Here is a 15,900-nt window from a genome sequence, read left to right as displayed (position 1 = left end):
GAACGCCGCTGATCTACGCCAGCGCGCACCCCGAAAACCGCCCATTCGCGTCACGCAACGTCCAACCGCGCCACCGCCCAGCGCGCCGCATCGGCCACCGCACCATCCGGGTCGTCACACAGTGCCGCAGCGGCCCCCCGCAACGCCGCATCACCGGAATTGCCAATGGCATAAAGCACATTGCGCACAAACCGCGCACGCCCGATCCGCTTGATCGGTGAGCCCGAAAACCGCGCCCGGAACGCCGCATCATCCAGCGCCACCAGCGTCGCCAGATCGCCGCCGGCCCCGCCGTGATACCGCATGTCGCTCGCGCGAACCGCGAACTTGTTCCACGGGCACACCGCCAGACAATCGTCACAGCCATAAATGCGGTTGCCCAGCGCCGGGCGCAGATCCTCCGCCACAGGCCCCTTGTGCTCGATCGTCAGATAGGAAATGCACCGCCGCGCGTCCAACTGGTAAGGGGCGGGAAACGCCTGCGTCGGACAAATATCCTGACAGGCGGTGCAACTGCCGCAATGATCGACCTCAGGCGCATCCGGCTCCAGATCAAGCGTGGTGAAAACAGACCCTAAAAAGGCCCAATTGCCCCAATCACGGCTCAGGACATTGGTGTGCTTGCCCTGCCATCCCAATCCCGACGCCTGCGCAAGCGCCTTCTCGGGCACCGGTGCGGTATCGACAAACACCTTCACCTCGCAGGCCGCCTCCGCCACTAGCCACCGCGCCAACCGCTTGAGCCGTTTCTTCACGATATCGTGGTAGTCCCGCCCCTGAGCATATACCGATACAGCGCCCTGCCGGGGATGCTCCAGTATCTCCAGCGGATCGTGTAGCGGGGCATAGCTCTCCGCCAGCATGATGACCGAACGCGCCTCCGGCCACAGCGCTTGTGGATCACCGCGCCACGCCATCCGCTCGGCCATCCACCCCATCTGCCCGTGGTATCCCGCCGCCACAAAGGCGTCCAGCCGCTCCCTGACATGGGGCACATCGCCGGGCTTGCAGATCCGGCAGGCCACAAACCCCTCTTCCAGCGCGCGGGCAACCAGTCGCGGCTTCAGCGCGTCCTTCATCTTGCCCTTAAACTCAAATCCGACGGCACCGCGCACGGGCCGTCCGACACGGGGCGCAGGTGATCAGAAATCAAGATCATTGTAATGCCGCGGCGGCGGAAATCCGGACACCTGATCGGCCAGGATCGACCGGAACGCGGGGCGCGACTTGATCTTGGCATACCAGTCCTTCACCTCCGGGCAGCTTTTCCAATCCACGTCCGAAATATAGTCCAGCGATGACAGATGCGCCGCCGCCGCGAAATCGGCGAGTGTCATCACATCACCGGCCAGCCAGCGCCGATGGTCAAGCAGCCACGTCATGTACCCCAGATGGTATTTGATCGCCTTGGCCCCGGCCTTGACGTTCTTGCTGTCGGGGTATCCCGCCTGCATGACCTTCTTGTTGACCCGCTCATAGAGCAGCTTCGACGTCACCTCGTGATGGAACTTGTCATCGAACCAGCTGACCAGACGGCGCACTTCCAGACGCTGCGTCGGATCGCTCGGCAAAAGCGACGGCTCGGGGCGCGTCTCCTCGATATATTCACAGATCGCCGCACTTTCGGCCATCATGATCCCGTCCAGCCGCAGCACCGGCACCTTGCCCGCCGGATTGCGGCGCAGGAAATCGGGGTCCTCTTCCCAATAGCGCTCCTCGACCAGTTCCACCTCGACCTTCTTCTCCGCAAGGCTCAACCGGATCTTGCGACAAAAAGGCGACAGGGGAACGTGGAACAGACGGGCCATGGTCACTCCGGACAATTGGGTTTCAACTTCAATGCCCCGCGGGGGCGCAAACTTCAACTCTCGAAACAGGCCGCACGCCCATCTTCGCGGATTGTGGCCGCACCGGACCGGATCTGCGCGGCCCGTTTCTTCAAAAATGCCGTCGGCCGCGACGCTGACCGTTTCTTGGGCGCGGGCAGCACCGCCGCAAGCTGTGCCGCCTGCTGCGCGCTGAGGTTCTCCGGACCGACCCCGAAATAATGCCGCGCCGCCGCCTCCACGCCAAAGACACCCTCGTCAAATTCTGCCACGTTCAGATACACCTCGAGTATCCGCCGTTTCGGCCAAAGCGCCTCCATGATCGGGGTGATCCCCGCCTCCATCGCTTTGCGGACCCAGCTGCGCCCGTGCCACAGATACACGTTCTTCACCGTCTGCTGGCTCAGGGTAGAGGCGCCCCGGTTGGACCCCTGCGCAATCGCCAGCTTGATCGCGGCCAGATCAAAACCCCAGTGATTGCAGAAATTCGCGTCCTCGGCGGCAACCACGGCGCGGGCCATGACCGGCGCGATGTCCTCCATCGCGGTCCACTGCTGGTCGACCCCGTTCAACCGGCGGCTTTCGCCGAACATATAGGCCGTCGTGGGCGGATTGATGACGCGCCCCAACAGCACCGCCCCCACAACAACCAGAAACCCGACCGCCAGCGCACGCCAGAAAAACCGGCGCAACCGGGCTGTCCACGCGGGTTTGGCCTTGGATTTGCGGGGTCGGGATTTCGTCTTGGATGCGCGTGCCATGCGCCAGCTATAGGATGGCTCAGCGGTTTTGTGAACGGTTCTCGACCGCGCGGATCATTTCTGCCAGCGCTGTGCCCAAAAGAGCGGACCCGGCAACCGACGGATGGGTGTCATCGCGGTCGAAATGCGCCGGGTTGCCCTTCGTCAGCACCTCTTCCCCCTCAAGGAAGTGCCCGCGCGGATCGCGCGCAAGATTGCGCTTGATACGGTCCTCCAGCAGGTCCAGATCGTCGGCACAGCCCTCGAACGAGGTGCCCGGCGAACTGTAATATCCCATCCACAGCACACGCGCCCCGCTGCGCCGGACCTCGTCCAGAAACGCGGGAACGACACCGTTGGACCCGTCCGCCGAAATCAATCCCTCGACGACGGACCGGCAGTCACCGCAGCCGCAGTCGTTGAACCCCATATCGTTGGCCCCGCCGTTGATCACAACCCAGTTCCAGCGCCCGCCGGGGTACTGCTGGCGGATGTCGAAACCCGCCGCCGCGGCCCACGCGCGCTCTGCCTGCAACTTGGCCCCCGGCACCGCGCGGATCACCACATCGCGTTGCAACTGCGCGCCCACAACGCGGCCGATATCCTGACGCGTGGGGTTGTTCCACGCCAGCACACTGTCGCCGATCACCAGAATGTCGCCGCCGTCACGCGGCGCGACCCCGCTGCAGGCCACCCCGAACAACAGCCCGCAAAGGGCCAGCAACCGCAGGAAAAAATTAGTCATGACAGAAGTTTAATGCGCGACGCCCCAAAGGAAAGGATCACGCCGCAATCAGGCACTGCGCCTCGCGGGCACGGGCCACTTGCCGGGCGGTCTGGGTCGCACGCACACCGCGCCGCTGTGCCAGCTGCGGATACAGCGCGCATAGTTCTCGGCGCTGCGCGGCGGTGATATGCGGTGCCCACACATCCGGCAAACAGCTCTCGGACGGGATGCCATTACCGAACACGATCTGGTGGTCGTCAAACAGCAGATGCACATAGCTGACCGTGCCGCCCTCCATCACCTGCACGGTGGTGCCGTTGACCAGATGCTTGGCCGCCACCAGTATCTCTTCGCAGCCCAGTATCAACTCCGCCCGCCAGTCATCGATCAGCATCCGGTGCTCCTGTGACACCGACAGCGGCGCGGTATTGCCCAGCGCACCGGCGGCGATGCGCACCGGCGCATAGGCCCCCTCCGCCTGCACCGTCTGGCGCAGGATCAGGCGCACCGGCTGGGTGCCGTTGTCCATCGTGTGCACCAGATCGCCCACCGCGATCTCCTCGACCGGGCAGGTGCCGCCGGGAATGTCGATTAGCGTGCCGGGGGTGAAACAGGTAGGGCCGAAATCGCCCACCGGCATGTTGGTGCTGGTGGTCACAAAGGTCGAGCTGACAAAGGTCCCGTCCTGCAGGACCTGCCCGTCGGTCGGCGTGAACACCGCCGGACCGCTATCGAGGTAGAACGTCGTGCCGGTATAGGTCACGTTGCCGACCCCGGGCACATTGATGGTCAGCGTGTCGCCTTCCCAGACGCGGTTGATGTTGACGCCCTCGAACAGATCGCCATCGCCGGGCTGCAACAACCCGTTGTCGTTGGTATCCGTCACCTCGGCCCTGAACTGGGTCACAGGGGTCCCGCCCCCGGGCGGATTGCCGGGGTCAATGGTGTAGAACTGGTCCTTGTAGACGGTCGGCATAGCGGCCTCCTGCTTGGGTCACGCCAAACATGCCTCCAAAATCGGGCGCAAATGCGCCGGAATTAGTGCCGCAACGGGGTGTTGTCATGTCAGGCGGCAGCGATTGTTTCGCCGCCTGACACAATCGGCAGCCCCTATTCCGCGGGAACAGCCGTGCTTTCGGTGCCCAGTGGCGCGGGGATCCGGCTCAGCATCTCCTTGGGGCATACCTGAACAAAGTTGTCCTTTTCGGTGTCCCAGTGCTGCAGGATATCTGCGGCGGCACGGCTGCCTGTTTCGGCATGGTGGGCCTCGATCAAACCCTTCAGCTGATCGACCCAGTGATCGACGGTAACGGCACAAGTCACCAGCGTTTCATGGTTCATCATGTCACGGGCCTTGCGCTCCGGATCATACAGATAGGCCATTCCGCCCGTCATGCCAGCCCCGAAGTTCGCACCGATACTGCCCAGAATGACCGCGACGCCGCCGGTCATATACTCACACCCGTTGCTGCCACAGCCCTCGATGACGACCTTGGCGCCCGAGTTGCGCACCGCGAACCGCTCACCGGCACGGCCTGCCGCAAACAGATAGCCGTCGGTCGCGCCGTACAGAACCGTGTTGCCGATGATCGTATTCTCGGCGGCAACAATCGCACTGGCCATCGGCGGGCGCACGACGACCGTACCACCCGACAGACCCTTGGCGACATAGTCATTGGCATCACCCGCCACGACCAGCTTCAGCCCCGGTGCCGCGAATGCGCCCAGTGACTGGCCCGCGGACCCCGACAACTTCACCGTCAGGTGATCGGCCTGCAAATCGTTGCGCATGCCAAAGCGTTTGACGATATGGCTGCTGACACGGGTGCCTACGGTACGGTGCGTGTTCTGCACCGCGTAAGACAGCTGCATCTTCTCGCCATCCTCAAGGAACCGCGCCGCATCGCGCACGATCTGCGCGTCCAGCGTGTCGGGCACCACGTTGCGGTCCTTGTCACGGTCGTAAATCGTGTCATGGGCATCATCGACCGAAATCAACAGCGGGTTGAGATCCAGATCATCCAGATGCGCCGACCCGCGGCTGACCTGCGCCAGCAGATCGGCACGGCCGATCACGTCATCCAGCGAGCGCGCGCCGATGCTCGCCAGAATCTCGCGGACCTCGGTGGCGTAGAAGGTGATCAGGTTGACGACCTTGTCGGCATTGCCGGTGAACTTGTCGCGCAGCGCTTCGTCCTGCGTACACACGCCCACGGGGCAGGTGTTGGACTGGCACTGGCGCACCATGATACAGCCCATCGCGATCAGCGCGGCGGTGCCGATGCCGTACTCCTCGGCCCCCAGCATCGCGGCCATCACGATGTCGCGGCCCGTGCGCAACCCGCCATCGGTGCGCAGCGTGACGCGGCCGCGCAGCTTGTTCATCGAGAGCACTTGATGCGCTTCGGTCAGACCCATTTCCCACGGCAGGCCAGCGTATTTGATCGAGGTCGCGGGCGACGCGCCGGTGCCGCCGTTGTGGCCCGAAATCAGGATGATGTCGGCCTTTGCCTTCGCCACACCGGCCGCAATCGTACCGACACCGCTCGACGCGACCAGCTTGACCGTCACCTTGCAGCGCGGGTTGATCTGCTTGAGGTCATAGATCAGCTGCGCCAGATCCTCGATGGAATAGATATCGTGGTGCGGTGGCGGTGAAATCAGCGTCACACCGGGCGTGGAATGGCGCAAACGGGCAATCAGGTCGGTGACCTTCATGCCGGGCAGCTGCCCACCCTCGCCGGGTTTCGCACCCTGCGCGACCTTGATCTCCAGCTCTTCGCACTGGTTAAGATACTCTGCCGTGACGCCGAAACGCCCCGACGCGACCTGCTTGATCTTCGCGGACGGGTTGTCGCCATTGGGCTCGGGCACGAAATGCGCCGGGTCTTCGCCGCCCTCGCCGCTGTCCGATTTCGCGCCGATGCGGTTCATCGCCACGTTCAGCGTCTTGTGCGCCTCGGGGCTCAGCGCGCCCAGCGACATGCCCGGCGTGACGAACCGTTTGCGGATCGCGGTGATGCTTTCGACCTCCTCGATCGGGATCGGCTTGCCCAGCGCCTTGATGTCCAGCAGATCGCGCAGATGGATCGGCGGATTGCTCTGCATCTTGGCCGAATACTGCTTCCACATCTCGTAAGACGCGCGGTTACACGCGGCCTGCATCATGTGCATGCTGGTCGCTTCCCACGCGTGGGTCTCGCCCGATTGACGGGCCTTGTAGAACCCGCCGATGGGCAGCACCGTGTCATCCCCGATCCAGCCCTTGCCGTGGACTTCCTCGGCCTTGCGCTGGATGCCGCTGACCCCGATGCCGCTGATGCGGCTGGTCATGCCGGGGAAGAACTCGGCGCACATCGCGCGGCTCAGGCCGACGGCCTCGAAGTTCAGACCCCCGCGATAGCTCGAGATGACGGAAATCCCCATCTTCGCCATGATCTTGAGCAGACCCGCGTCGATCGCCTCGCGGTAACGGGCAATCGCGGCGGTCAGGTCCACGTCCAGCAATCCGCGCTCGATCCGGTCGGCCAGCGAATCCTCGGCGAGATAGGCGTTGACCACCGTCGCCCCGCACCCGATCAGCACGGCAAAGTAATGCGGATCGATACATTCCGCCGACCGCACGTTCAGCGAGGTAAACGTCCGCAGCCCCTTGCGCGTCAGATGGCTGTGCACCGCGCTCGTCGCAAGGATCATCGGCATCGCGACGCGCTCGGCATCGCTGTTCTGGTCGGTCAGCACGATATGGCCCGCGCCCGAGCGTACTGCGTCCTCCGCCTCGTCGCGGATGCGGTGCAGCGCGGCATTCAGCGTGCCGTTGCCGGGGGTAAATGTGCAATCGATGGTGGCCAGATCGGCGTTGAACTGGCGGGTCAGCTCGTCAAACTGGGCATTGCCCACAAACGGGCTGTCCAGCACCAGAATCTCGGTCTGGCTGCTGTCCTCTTCCAGCACGTTCTTGAGGTTGCCGAACCGCGTCTTGAGGCTCATCACCCGGAATTCGCGCAGGCTGTCGATCGGCGGGTTGGTCACCTGGCTGAAGTTCTGGCGGAAAAAATGGCTCAGCGGGCGGTACTTGCCCGACAAGACGGCGCTCGGCGTATCATCACCCATCGACGCCAGCGTTTCCTTGCCGTCCTCGGCCATCGGGGCAAGGATCTGCTCCAGCTCCTCGATGGTATAGCCCGCGGCCACCTGACGGCGGCGCAGCTCGGCCCCGGTGAACAGCGGCTTCTCGGTCACCCCGGCCAGCGCATCGTCCAACTCGTTGATCTTGCCGACCCACTCGCCGAAGGGGCGCGCCGCGGCCAGCTTGTCCTTGATCTCGGTGTCGCCATACAGCTTGCCCTCGGCCATATCGACCGCCAGCAACTGGCCTGGACCCAACGCGCCCTTGCGCACGACCCGCGCCTCGTCCAGCGGCACCATGCCCGCCTCGGACCCGGCGATCAGCATCCCGTCGCTGGTCACAACATAGCGCATGGGCCGCAGGCCGTTGCGGTCCAGCCCGGCACACACCCAGCGCCCGTCGGTCATGGCCAGCGCGGCAGGGCCGTCCCACGGCTCCATCACGCTGTTGCAATAGGAATACATGTCGCGCCACGCCTGCGGCAGCTCCACCGCCTGCTTGGACCAGCTTTCGGGCACCAGCATGGTTTTCGCCATCGGCGCGGACCGGCCCGCGCGCACCAGCACCTCGAACACCGAATCCAGCGCCGCCGAATCCGACGACCCCGAGGCAACGATCGGCTTGATATCCTCGGCCATGTCGCCAAAGGCGGCGCTCGCCATGCGGATCTCGTGCGACTTCATCCAGCCCAGATTGCCCTTGAGCGTGTTGATCTCGCCGTTGTGGGCTAGCATGCGGAACGGCTGCGCCAACCACCACTGCGGGAACGTGTTGGTCGAATAGCGCTGGTGATAGATGGCGAATGCGCTCTCGAACCGCTCGTCCATCAGATCGGGATAGAATTCGGCCACCTGCTCGGCCAGCATCATCCCCTTGTAGATGATCGAGCGGCAGGACATCGACGCGATATAAAGCGTCGGCACCTGTGCCGCGACCGCGGCCTTCTCGATCCGGCGGCGAATGACATAGAGCTCGCGCTCGAATGTTTCCTCGTCAACACCCTTGGCGTTGGAAATCAGGATCTGCTCGATCTCGGGGCGGGTCGCATTGGCCTTTTCGCCCAGACAGTCAACGCTGACCGGCACGTGGCGCCAGCCATAGATATAGTAGCCCATGCGCAGCACTTCGGTTTCCACGATGGTCCGGCAGGTCTCCTGCGCGCCAAAATCGGTCCGCGGCAAAAACACCTGACCCACCGCGATCAGCTCGTCGCGGCGCGGCTTGTGGCCCGTGCGCTCCACCTGATCATAGAAAAACGGCACGGGGATCTGCACGTGAATACCCGCGCCATCGCCGGTCTTGCCGTCCGCATCCACCGCGCCGCGGTGCCAGATCGCCTTGAGCGCCTTGATCCCGTTCTCGACCACTTCGCGCGTGCGCTTGCCGTCGATGTTGACGACCAGACCCACACCGCAGGACGAATGCTCCTCCTCGGGGGAATACAGACCCTTTTCGGCCATCATCGCACGCTTGGCTTCTTCGCGGGCAACCCATGCATCATCGTATTTGGTCATCTGGCTTATCCTTCGTCGGGCGCAAACAGCGCGATTGTCTCTGGGGTGGTCAGCTTCTTGTGGCTGCCGGCCAATGCGTACCCTTGCGGACAGGCATCGGCGAAAAATTCAATGGCCAGCGTGCCGCCGGCGGCGTTGTCGAACAGTCCGGCCGACAGATGGCGCGCACCGTCGTGCACGGTCGCGTACCACAGGGTCGATCCGCAAGTCGCACAGAACCCCCGCTCGGCCCAGTCGGACGACCGGTAGGTGGCGGGCGTGCCGCTCACCTGCACCGTCGCCGGATCGGCGTTGACCGAAAAGAACGGGCCGCCGGTGTGGCGGTTGCACATGTCGCAATGACAGGCCCGCAGCTTGGGGTCGGTGACCATCGCCGTCACCGTCACAGCACCGCACAGGCACTGACCTTCGATCTTGTGGGCGTCAGACATTGTTCATCTTTCCCGTGTTTCACGACAGCATCGCTGCCCTATTAACCTTTGGCGTCTGTCTCGGCGTATGACGTTCCTGTGCACAGGCGGTGCACAGATGTCATACACTCACTCCGCGGCGACAGACGCGCTTGCGTTAAAGCTTTCGAGGATGGCCTCGGCGCAGTCGCGCCCGTCCTTGATCGCCCAGACCACCAGCGATGCGCCGCGCACGATATCGCCCACGGCATACACGCCCTCGGCCTCGGTCTTGCCGGTGATATAGTCGGCCTTGACGGTGCCCCAGCGGTTCACCGGCAGATCGGCGCAGCCCCACAGCGTGGGCAGGTCCTCGGGTTCGAACCCGAGTGCCATGATGACCAGATCGGCCTCCTCGACATAGTCGGAACCTTCGATCAGCTCGGGCGCCTGACGGCCTGTGGCGTCGGGCTGCCCCAACCGCATTTTCTGGACGATCACGCCTTCGACGGGGTCGCCCTTGAACCCTTTGGGCGCGGTCAGCCATTCGAAAATCACGCCCTCTTCCTCGGCGTTGGCAACCTCGCGCTGGCTGCCGGGCATGTTGGCGCGGTCGCGACGATACAGGCATTTCACCGATGTCGCACCCTGCCGGATCGACGTGCGCACACAGTCCATCGCCGTGTCGCCGCCACCGATCACCACAACCCGCTTGCCTTCGGCATTCAGGCTGCCATCGCTGAACGCGGGCACATCGTCGCCGAAACTTTTCTGATTGCTCACGGTCAGGAAATCCAGCGCCCGTACAACGCCGGACGCGCCGACGCCGGGGGCCTGCAAATCGCGGCTCTTGTACACGCCCGTGGCGATAATCACCGCATCATGGGCCGCGCGGATGTCATCAAATCCGATGTCCTCGCCCACGTTGCAGTTCAGCTTGAAGGTCACGCCGCCTTCTTCCAACTGCGCATTGCGGCGCATGACAACGTCTTTTTCCAGCTTGAAACCGGGGATGCCATAGGTCAGCAGCCCACCCGCGCGGTCATAGCGGTCATAGACGGTGACCTGCACGCCTGCACGGCGCAGGAAATCCGCCGCCGCCAGCCCACCGGGGCCCGCGCCGATGATGCCCACCGATTCCGTGCGCTCGGACGCCGCGGTGATCGGCTTGACCCAGCCTTCTTCCCACGCCGTATCCGTGATGTATTTTTCGACCGACCCGATGGTGACGGTGCCGTGACCCGATTGCTCGATCACGCAATTGCCTTCGCACAGCCGGTCCTGCGGGCAGATGCGGCCACAGATTTCGGGGAAGGTGTTGGTCGCCTGGCTCACCTCATAGGCTTCCTTCAGGCGCCCTTCGGCGGTCAGGCGCAGCCAGTCGGGAATGTTGTTGTGCAGTGGGCAATGGGACTGGCAATAGGGCACGCCACACTGGCTGCAGCGGCTCGATTGCTCCTTGGCCTTCGCGTCGGCGTACTCTGCATAAATCTCGTTGAAATCCTCACGACGTAGGTTCGGAGGCCGCTTTTCGGGCATGTCACGCTCGACAGTGGTAAATTTCAACATCGGTTGCTTGGCCATGGCGCTCACTTCCTTGGATTCCCGTCAGAAGCTCCCCGATAAACCAAGCCCGAGGGGAATAAAAGTCAGCAATGCTTACCTATATGTCGATTTCGGCGGCATCACCCTGCAATCAGAGCGATTAAATTGGGATTTATAGGACCGATACGGACCTTATAGGCTAAAAACCGCTGTAAAGCAACACCAGCGCAACACCCCCGACCACGATCCGCCACCAACCGAAAAGCGCGTATCCGTGGCGGCTGACATACCCCAGCAGCCATTTCACAACCAGAACGGCACTGACAAACGCCATCGCAAAGCCGATCGCGATCTCGCCCAGCGCCGCACTGTCCAGCACATCGCGATTCTTGTAGATGTCATAAGCAAACGCGCCCGCCATCGTGGGCATCGACAGGAAAAACGAAAACTCTGCCGCGGCCCGCTTGCTCGCGCCCAGCATCAGCGCACCCACAATGGTCGCACCCGACCGCGACACGCCGGGGATCATCGCAAGGCATTGAATGAACCCGATCTTGATGGCCATCGGGATCGGCAGCTTCATTGCATCATCGTGCACCGGTTCCGGCGCAAACCGGTCCACGAACAACAGGATTACACCGCCGAGGATCAGCATCACCGCGATCAGCATCGGCGTCTCGAACAACACTTCCTTGATGAACCCGTGCGCCATGACGCCAATGAAAACCGCAGGCAGAAACGCAAGCAGAACCGACAGGATGAAGCGCCGCGCCGCCGGATCATGGGGGGCCGCCGCAAAGACTGAAATCAGCCGCGACGAATACAACGTCAGGATCGCCAGAACCGCGCCCAACTGGATCACAACCTCGAACGCACGGCCCGCGGATTCAAACCCCAGAAAATGTCCCGCCAGCAGAATATGCCCGGTCGAAGACACCGGAATAAACTCCGTCAGCCCTTCCAGCAAACCCAGAAAAGCGGCAATCAGCGTTGAGTTTTCCATTAGCTGGAGCGCAGGTTGCGTGCCGATTCCTTGATCGCGTCATATTGACCCGAGGGGCGAAAACGCCACAGGTATTCGGGCAGGACCGAAATCATCGCCGTGGGCTCGATCCCCAGCTCGTCAAAACCCCTGGCATCATCCCCCACGACATTGTCGCGGCGCAGGTTGCGGACCTGATCGCGCGTGATCATACCGTTCTTGAACAGCCCCAGCGTCACCGCCTCCAGCATGTCAAAGCCGAATGCCATCACCCGCGCGGCCACAAACGGGATGTTCACGATCAACCGGCGACGGCGGATCACCTGCAACATCAGCTGCATCAGCTCACGGAACGACAGGGTCACCGGCCCGCCCAATTCGAACACGCCGGAGGTGTCATGGGTCACGCCGATCTCTGCCGCATGGGCGACATCGTCCACGTACACAGGCTGAAACCGCGTCGCGGCACCCACAACGGGCAGCACCGGACCAAGCCGCGTCATCGACGCGAAACGGTTGAAGAATTCGTCCTCTGGACCAAACACAATCGACGGGCGCAGGATCATCGCGTTCGGCATATGCTTGAGCACACCCGCCTCGCCCTCGGCCTTGGTGCGGGCATAATCACTGTCGCTGTCCATATCGGCACCAATCGCCGACACATGCACCATCCGCGCCACGCCCTGTTCGGCGGCGATGCGCGCAATGCGCTCGGGGCCTTCGGATTGCACCGCGTCAAACGTGTTCTTGCCCACCTCGGACAACACACCGACACAGTTCACAACCGCATCGGCCCCCGTCATCACCGACGCGACCGACGCATCATCACGGATGTTGCACAGCACCGGTTCCACCTGCCCGACCACGCCGTAGGTTTTGACAAAGATCGCTTCGTTCGGGCGGCGGACCGCGACGCGCACACGCCACCCCGCCAGCGCCATGCGCCGAGCGATGTATCGCCCTACAAAACCGGATCCGCCGTAGATGGTAACAAGTTTCGTCACGCTGAAACTCCTGTGCAAAAAGTCACGGCAGGTGTACCCCCCCCGGCCCCCCCAAACAAGCCGCAAAAAAACGCCCTCACGTGGCAGTCTGCGCAGGGCGTCAAATTGAACTTTTCCGTTTGACACCCCCACCCGAGAGGCTTAAACGCCCTCTCTACAAGGTGTGCCCAGGTGGCGGAATGGTAGACGCGCTAGCTTCAGGTGCTAGTACTGGCAACGGTGTGGAGGTTCGAGTCCTCTCCTGGGCACCAATTTTTCGGCAATGACCGGAAACTCGAAAGACACCTCTCCCTCTCTTGTTATTTTGAAACCGCACCCTGTCGCGCGGGCTGCGTCGGTTATCGCGGATCGCAAGATCGTGAAAACTGTTGTCAAACGTGTGAAAGACCCCCGTATTCTATCAGCCTAAAGTTGTGGTCCACTGCCTCATTCGCCGAGCATCCCCCGACCGGAGGACTTTCATGGACCATCCCATCCTGACAATGCGCAGCGCAGCCCATGACATTCGCGGCTATCTCGCCAGCGCGGCACTGGCGACCGAACACCTCAGCACACACGCCGACGCGCAGGTGGCCCGCCGCGCCGCCCGCATTGCGCGGGCCATCGACCATGTGGTCAACATCTGCCAGACCGATCTTGCCGATGCCGAGCGTACCCCAACTGCAACCCCGCACGATGCACCGGCCATCCACGCCGTTCTCGAACAGATCGGCGTTCTCATCGCGCCCCAGTTCGAAGACAGGTTCGACCATCCCCTGTTCAAAGTGTCCGTCGCGCCGGATGTGGCCCTGCGCTGTGACCAGACCGCGCTGTTCCGCCTGCTCTACAACCTTGCGGTGAACGCCGCCAACGCGGTGCGCAGCCACAAGGGCAGCACCGTATCGCTTCACGCACGGCGCGAGCGGGGCGATATCCACATCACCGTGGCCGATGACGGGCCGGGCTTGCCTGCACATATCATCGACCATCTGTTTCCGCGCATCGACCGGCCCAGCCCGCCCGCGGGGCGCATCGGCTACGGCCTGATGACGGCTGTCGGACTGGCCAAGGAAATGGGCGCGGACCTGCATCTCCAGCACAGCTCGCCCGATGGCACCGCGTTCTCCCTCGTGCTGCCCGACACGCCGCGCTGATTTGCGATCCCGGCTTGCGTCACGGCTTCTCCCGGCAACAGGCGCAAGTCCACAGGGCGGATGGCTCATCCTCCATCCGCCCGCCTTTTCGCGCCGCCGACAACCGGCGGCCACAGGCCAATCGCAAGAAATCAAAATACAACCGGCGATTCCTTTTCTATGCTGGGCGTGACGGCTTCACTCTCAACCCGACGCAACAAAGGACCGGCCCCCGATGGGACTTCAGATGTGCCAAAGCGATACGGCCCGCGGATGCGGCGATTACGGATCGGTTTACGGCGCGCTTTACAACAGGTTTCCCCAGCAGACCCGCACCGCGGGATCCATGCCGCTGAACCTGATCCGTGTCGACCAGCAAAGCCACGAAACCGCCGACCCCGCGGTCGAGCAGATTGTCTTCCGGCTGGTGCTGGAAAGCGACATGTCACACTCCAGCGTCGATTGCGGCAACGGCCGCGTCACCCTGTCCGGTCGCAAGGGCAGCTTCTATCTCGCCCCCGCCGATGCTGCCTCATACTGGGAAGGACAGGGCGATCACCAGTTGCTCATGCTCGCATTGCCCAAGCTGAATGTGGACCGGATGATGGCCGGAGACGGCAGCGGTACAAGCGCGCTGTCCTCACTCGAACCGCTTTATAACCGCGATATCTTCAACGGCGCGATCCCCAACCTGATGAACCGCATCTGGGACCACAGCACACAGGACGGGCCCGGCGCATCGCTGCTTGTCGACGGGTTGTTCATGACGCTTCTGGGCACCCTGGCCGGGCTGGCCGATAGCAAATCGAGCGCGGAAGACCCCGGTTCCGTTCTGCCGCTGGACGCGCGGCGGCTGGTCGAAGTGACCGATTATGTCGATGCCAACCTTGACCGGACCATGGCGCTTGACGAACTCGCCGCAATCGCGGGGCTGTCGATGTACCACTTCTCTCGCTGCTTCAAACTGGCCACCAACACGACCCCGCACATGTTCGTCACGGCCCGCCGCATCGAAGCGAGCCGCGCACTGCTGGCCCGGACCGACGACGGGCTGGCCGACATTGCCTATGCCTGCGGTTTTTCGAGCCAGGCCTATTTCACGACAAAATTCCGCGAACACACCGGCCTGACGCCGGGTGCCTACCGCGCCGCGCTGTGCCAGTGATCGCACGGGCGGATCACGCAGGATCCGAGGGCCCGCAGTGACCTATTCCGGCGATCCTTTCGGGCAGGTGGTGGGGCTCTTTACCGGCAAGATCCAGACCCTTTGGGACGGAAAACCCGCTTCCGCGATCGCGAAATCTGCCCGCACCGGCAGATGCCAGATCACCGAATTGGGACTGGACGGTGATGCACAGGCCGATCCGAGCGTACACGGCGGCCCCGATCAGGCGATCCACCACTATGACGCCGATCACATGGCGTTCTGGCAATCGCGTTATCCGGATTACGCCACCCGATTCGCGCCGGGCTGCTTTGGCGAAAACATCGCCACCACCGGCATGGACGAACACACGCTGTGCATCGGCGACGTGCTCAGTCTCGGCTCTGCACGGGTGCAAATCTCCCAAGGGCGCGAGCCTTGCTGGAAACTGGACGCGCATCTGGGGCTCCCCGATCTGGCCTACAGATTTCGCAAGACACAGCGGACCGGCTGGTATTACAGGGTGCTAGCACCGGGAACCGTGACGCCCGACGCCTTCATGCACGTCATCGAACGCCCCGCGCCCGACTGGACGGTCCACGCGGTGACCGCCGCACGGTTCGATCCGCATCTGCCGACCGAACGCGCGCAGCGTCTGGCCGATCTCGCGCCTTTGTCGCGGCGTTGGCGGCACGATTTCGCCCGGCGCGCAAACGGCGGCTAGCGGACCACGAATCGCAACATCCTTGTATATCGCCCGCCGGACGCGCGCTTACCCTCACACCACC

The 15,900-nt window shown here is 63.2% G+C and carries 13 protein-coding genes and 1 tRNA gene; 4 read left to right on the top strand and 10 right to left on the bottom strand.

What is annotated here, in order from left to right:
- Positions 1-50: 50 nt before the first annotated feature.
- From queG to K3756_RS00635, 10 genes are all read right to left on the bottom strand, one after another.
- Positions 51-1,079 carry a tRNA epoxyqueuosine(34) reductase QueG gene (gene queG, locus K3756_RS00680; RefSeq protein WP_259989925.1) on the bottom strand — a complete coding sequence of 343 codons (1,029 nt, stop codon included), beginning with the start codon at positions 1,077-1,079 and terminating at the stop codon, positions 51-53.
- A gap of 63 nt (positions 1,080-1,142) precedes the next feature.
- Positions 1,143-1,808 (bottom strand): glutathione S-transferase family protein, encoded by a 666-nt coding sequence (locus tag K3756_RS00675; protein WP_259989923.1) that lies wholly within the window; start codon positions 1,806-1,808, stop codon positions 1,143-1,145.
- Positions 1,809-1,861: 53 nt separating this feature from the next.
- Positions 1,862-2,587, bottom strand: coding sequence for a monofunctional biosynthetic peptidoglycan transglycosylase (gene mtgA / locus K3756_RS00670; RefSeq protein ID WP_259989921.1), 726 nt, complete (start codon positions 2,585-2,587; stop codon positions 1,862-1,864).
- A gap of 19 nt (positions 2,588-2,606) precedes the next feature.
- Positions 2,607-3,311: an SGNH/GDSL hydrolase family protein gene (locus tag K3756_RS00665; protein WP_259989919.1), complete on the bottom strand. Its 705-nt coding sequence runs from the start codon at positions 3,309-3,311 to the stop codon at positions 2,607-2,609.
- A gap of 37 nt (positions 3,312-3,348) precedes the next feature.
- Entirely contained in the window at positions 3,349-4,269 is a 921-nt protein-coding gene (locus K3756_RS00660) for a Hint domain-containing protein (RefSeq protein ID WP_259989917.1), read from the bottom strand.
- 134 nt (positions 4,270-4,403) lie between these two features.
- Positions 4,404-8,936, bottom strand: a complete 4,533-nt coding sequence (gene gltB / locus K3756_RS00655; RefSeq protein WP_259989916.1) for a glutamate synthase large subunit — start codon at positions 8,934-8,936, stop codon at positions 4,404-4,406.
- 5 nt (positions 8,937-8,941) lie between these two features.
- Positions 8,942-9,367, bottom strand: a complete 426-nt coding sequence (locus tag K3756_RS00650; RefSeq protein WP_259989915.1) for a GFA family protein — start codon at positions 9,365-9,367, stop codon at positions 8,942-8,944.
- Positions 9,368-9,475: 108 nt separating this feature from the next.
- Positions 9,476-10,909: an NAD(P)-dependent oxidoreductase gene (locus K3756_RS00645; RefSeq protein WP_259989914.1), complete on the bottom strand. Its 1,434-nt coding sequence runs from the start codon at positions 10,907-10,909 to the stop codon at positions 9,476-9,478.
- A gap of 160 nt (positions 10,910-11,069) precedes the next feature.
- Positions 11,070-11,873: an undecaprenyl-diphosphate phosphatase gene (locus K3756_RS00640; RefSeq protein WP_259989912.1), complete on the bottom strand. Its 804-nt coding sequence runs from the start codon at positions 11,871-11,873 to the stop codon at positions 11,070-11,072.
- Positions 11,873-12,856: a complex I NDUFA9 subunit family protein gene (locus K3756_RS00635; RefSeq protein ID WP_259989910.1), complete on the bottom strand. Its 984-nt coding sequence runs from the start codon at positions 12,854-12,856 to the stop codon at positions 11,873-11,875. Before K3756_RS00635 ends, K3756_RS00640 begins: the two co-directional genes overlap by 1 nt.
- Positions 12,857-13,021: 165 nt before the next feature.
- Between K3756_RS00635 and K3756_RS00630 the strand changes: the two genes are divergently transcribed.
- The 4 genes from K3756_RS00630 to K3756_RS00615 all read left to right on the top strand — a co-directional run bounded on the left by K3756_RS00630 (position 13,022) and on the right by K3756_RS00615 (position 15,836).
- Positions 13,022-13,107, top strand: a tRNA-Leu gene (locus tag K3756_RS00630).
- 210 nt (positions 13,108-13,317) lie between these two features.
- Positions 13,318-13,989 (top strand): HAMP domain-containing sensor histidine kinase, encoded by a 672-nt coding sequence (locus tag K3756_RS00625; RefSeq protein WP_259989908.1) that lies wholly within the window; start codon positions 13,318-13,320, stop codon positions 13,987-13,989.
- A gap of 214 nt (positions 13,990-14,203) precedes the next feature.
- Positions 14,204-15,133, top strand: coding sequence for an AraC family transcriptional regulator (locus K3756_RS00620; RefSeq protein WP_259989906.1), 930 nt, complete (start codon positions 14,204-14,206; stop codon positions 15,131-15,133).
- Between the two features lie 37 nt (positions 15,134-15,170).
- The gene (locus K3756_RS00615) at positions 15,171-15,836 is read left to right on the top strand and encodes an MOSC domain-containing protein (protein ID WP_259989904.1); all 666 of its coding nucleotides are present in this window, start codon (positions 15,171-15,173) and stop codon (positions 15,834-15,836) included.
- Positions 15,837-15,900 lie beyond the last annotated feature (64 nt).

Source organism: Sulfitobacter sp. S190 (genome assembly GCF_025141935.1).
In the GTDB taxonomy this organism is placed as follows: Bacteria; Pseudomonadota; Alphaproteobacteria; order Rhodobacterales; family Rhodobacteraceae; genus Sulfitobacter.
The sequence above is the reverse complement of the archived record's forward strand: the minus strand, read 5'-3'. Positions and strand labels throughout refer to the sequence as shown.

Coding starts and splice junctions, on each gene's coding strand:
- K3756_RS00665 (WP_259989919.1), bottom strand. CDS start 3,311: ATGACTAATTTTTTCCTGCGGTTGCTGGCCCTTTGCGGGCTGTTGTTC.
- K3756_RS00650 (WP_259989915.1), bottom strand. CDS start 9,367: ATGTCTGACGCCCACAAGATCGAAGGTCAGTGCCTGTGCGGTGCTGTG.
- mtgA (WP_259989921.1), bottom strand. CDS start 2,587: ATGGCACGCGCATCCAAGACGAAATCCCGACCCCGCAAATCCAAGGCC.
- K3756_RS00625 (WP_259989908.1), top strand. CDS start 13,318: ATGGACCATCCCATCCTGACAATGCGCAGCGCAGCCCATGACATTCGC.
- K3756_RS00620 (WP_259989906.1), top strand. CDS start 14,204: ATGGGACTTCAGATGTGCCAAAGCGATACGGCCCGCGGATGCGGCGAT.
- K3756_RS00660 (WP_259989917.1), bottom strand. CDS start 4,269: ATGCCGACCGTCTACAAGGACCAGTTCTACACCATTGACCCCGGCAAT.
- K3756_RS00675 (WP_259989923.1), bottom strand. CDS start 1,808: ATGGCCCGTCTGTTCCACGTTCCCCTGTCGCCTTTTTGTCGCAAGATC.
- queG (WP_259989925.1), bottom strand. CDS start 1,079: ATGAAGGACGCGCTGAAGCCGCGACTGGTTGCCCGCGCGCTGGAAGAG.
- K3756_RS00645 (WP_259989914.1), bottom strand. CDS start 10,909: ATGGCCAAGCAACCGATGTTGAAATTTACCACTGTCGAGCGTGACATG.
- K3756_RS00640 (WP_259989912.1), bottom strand. CDS start 11,873: ATGGAAAACTCAACGCTGATTGCCGCTTTTCTGGGTTTGCTGGAAGGG.
- gltB (WP_259989916.1), bottom strand. CDS start 8,936: ATGACCAAATACGATGATGCATGGGTTGCCCGCGAAGAAGCCAAGCGT.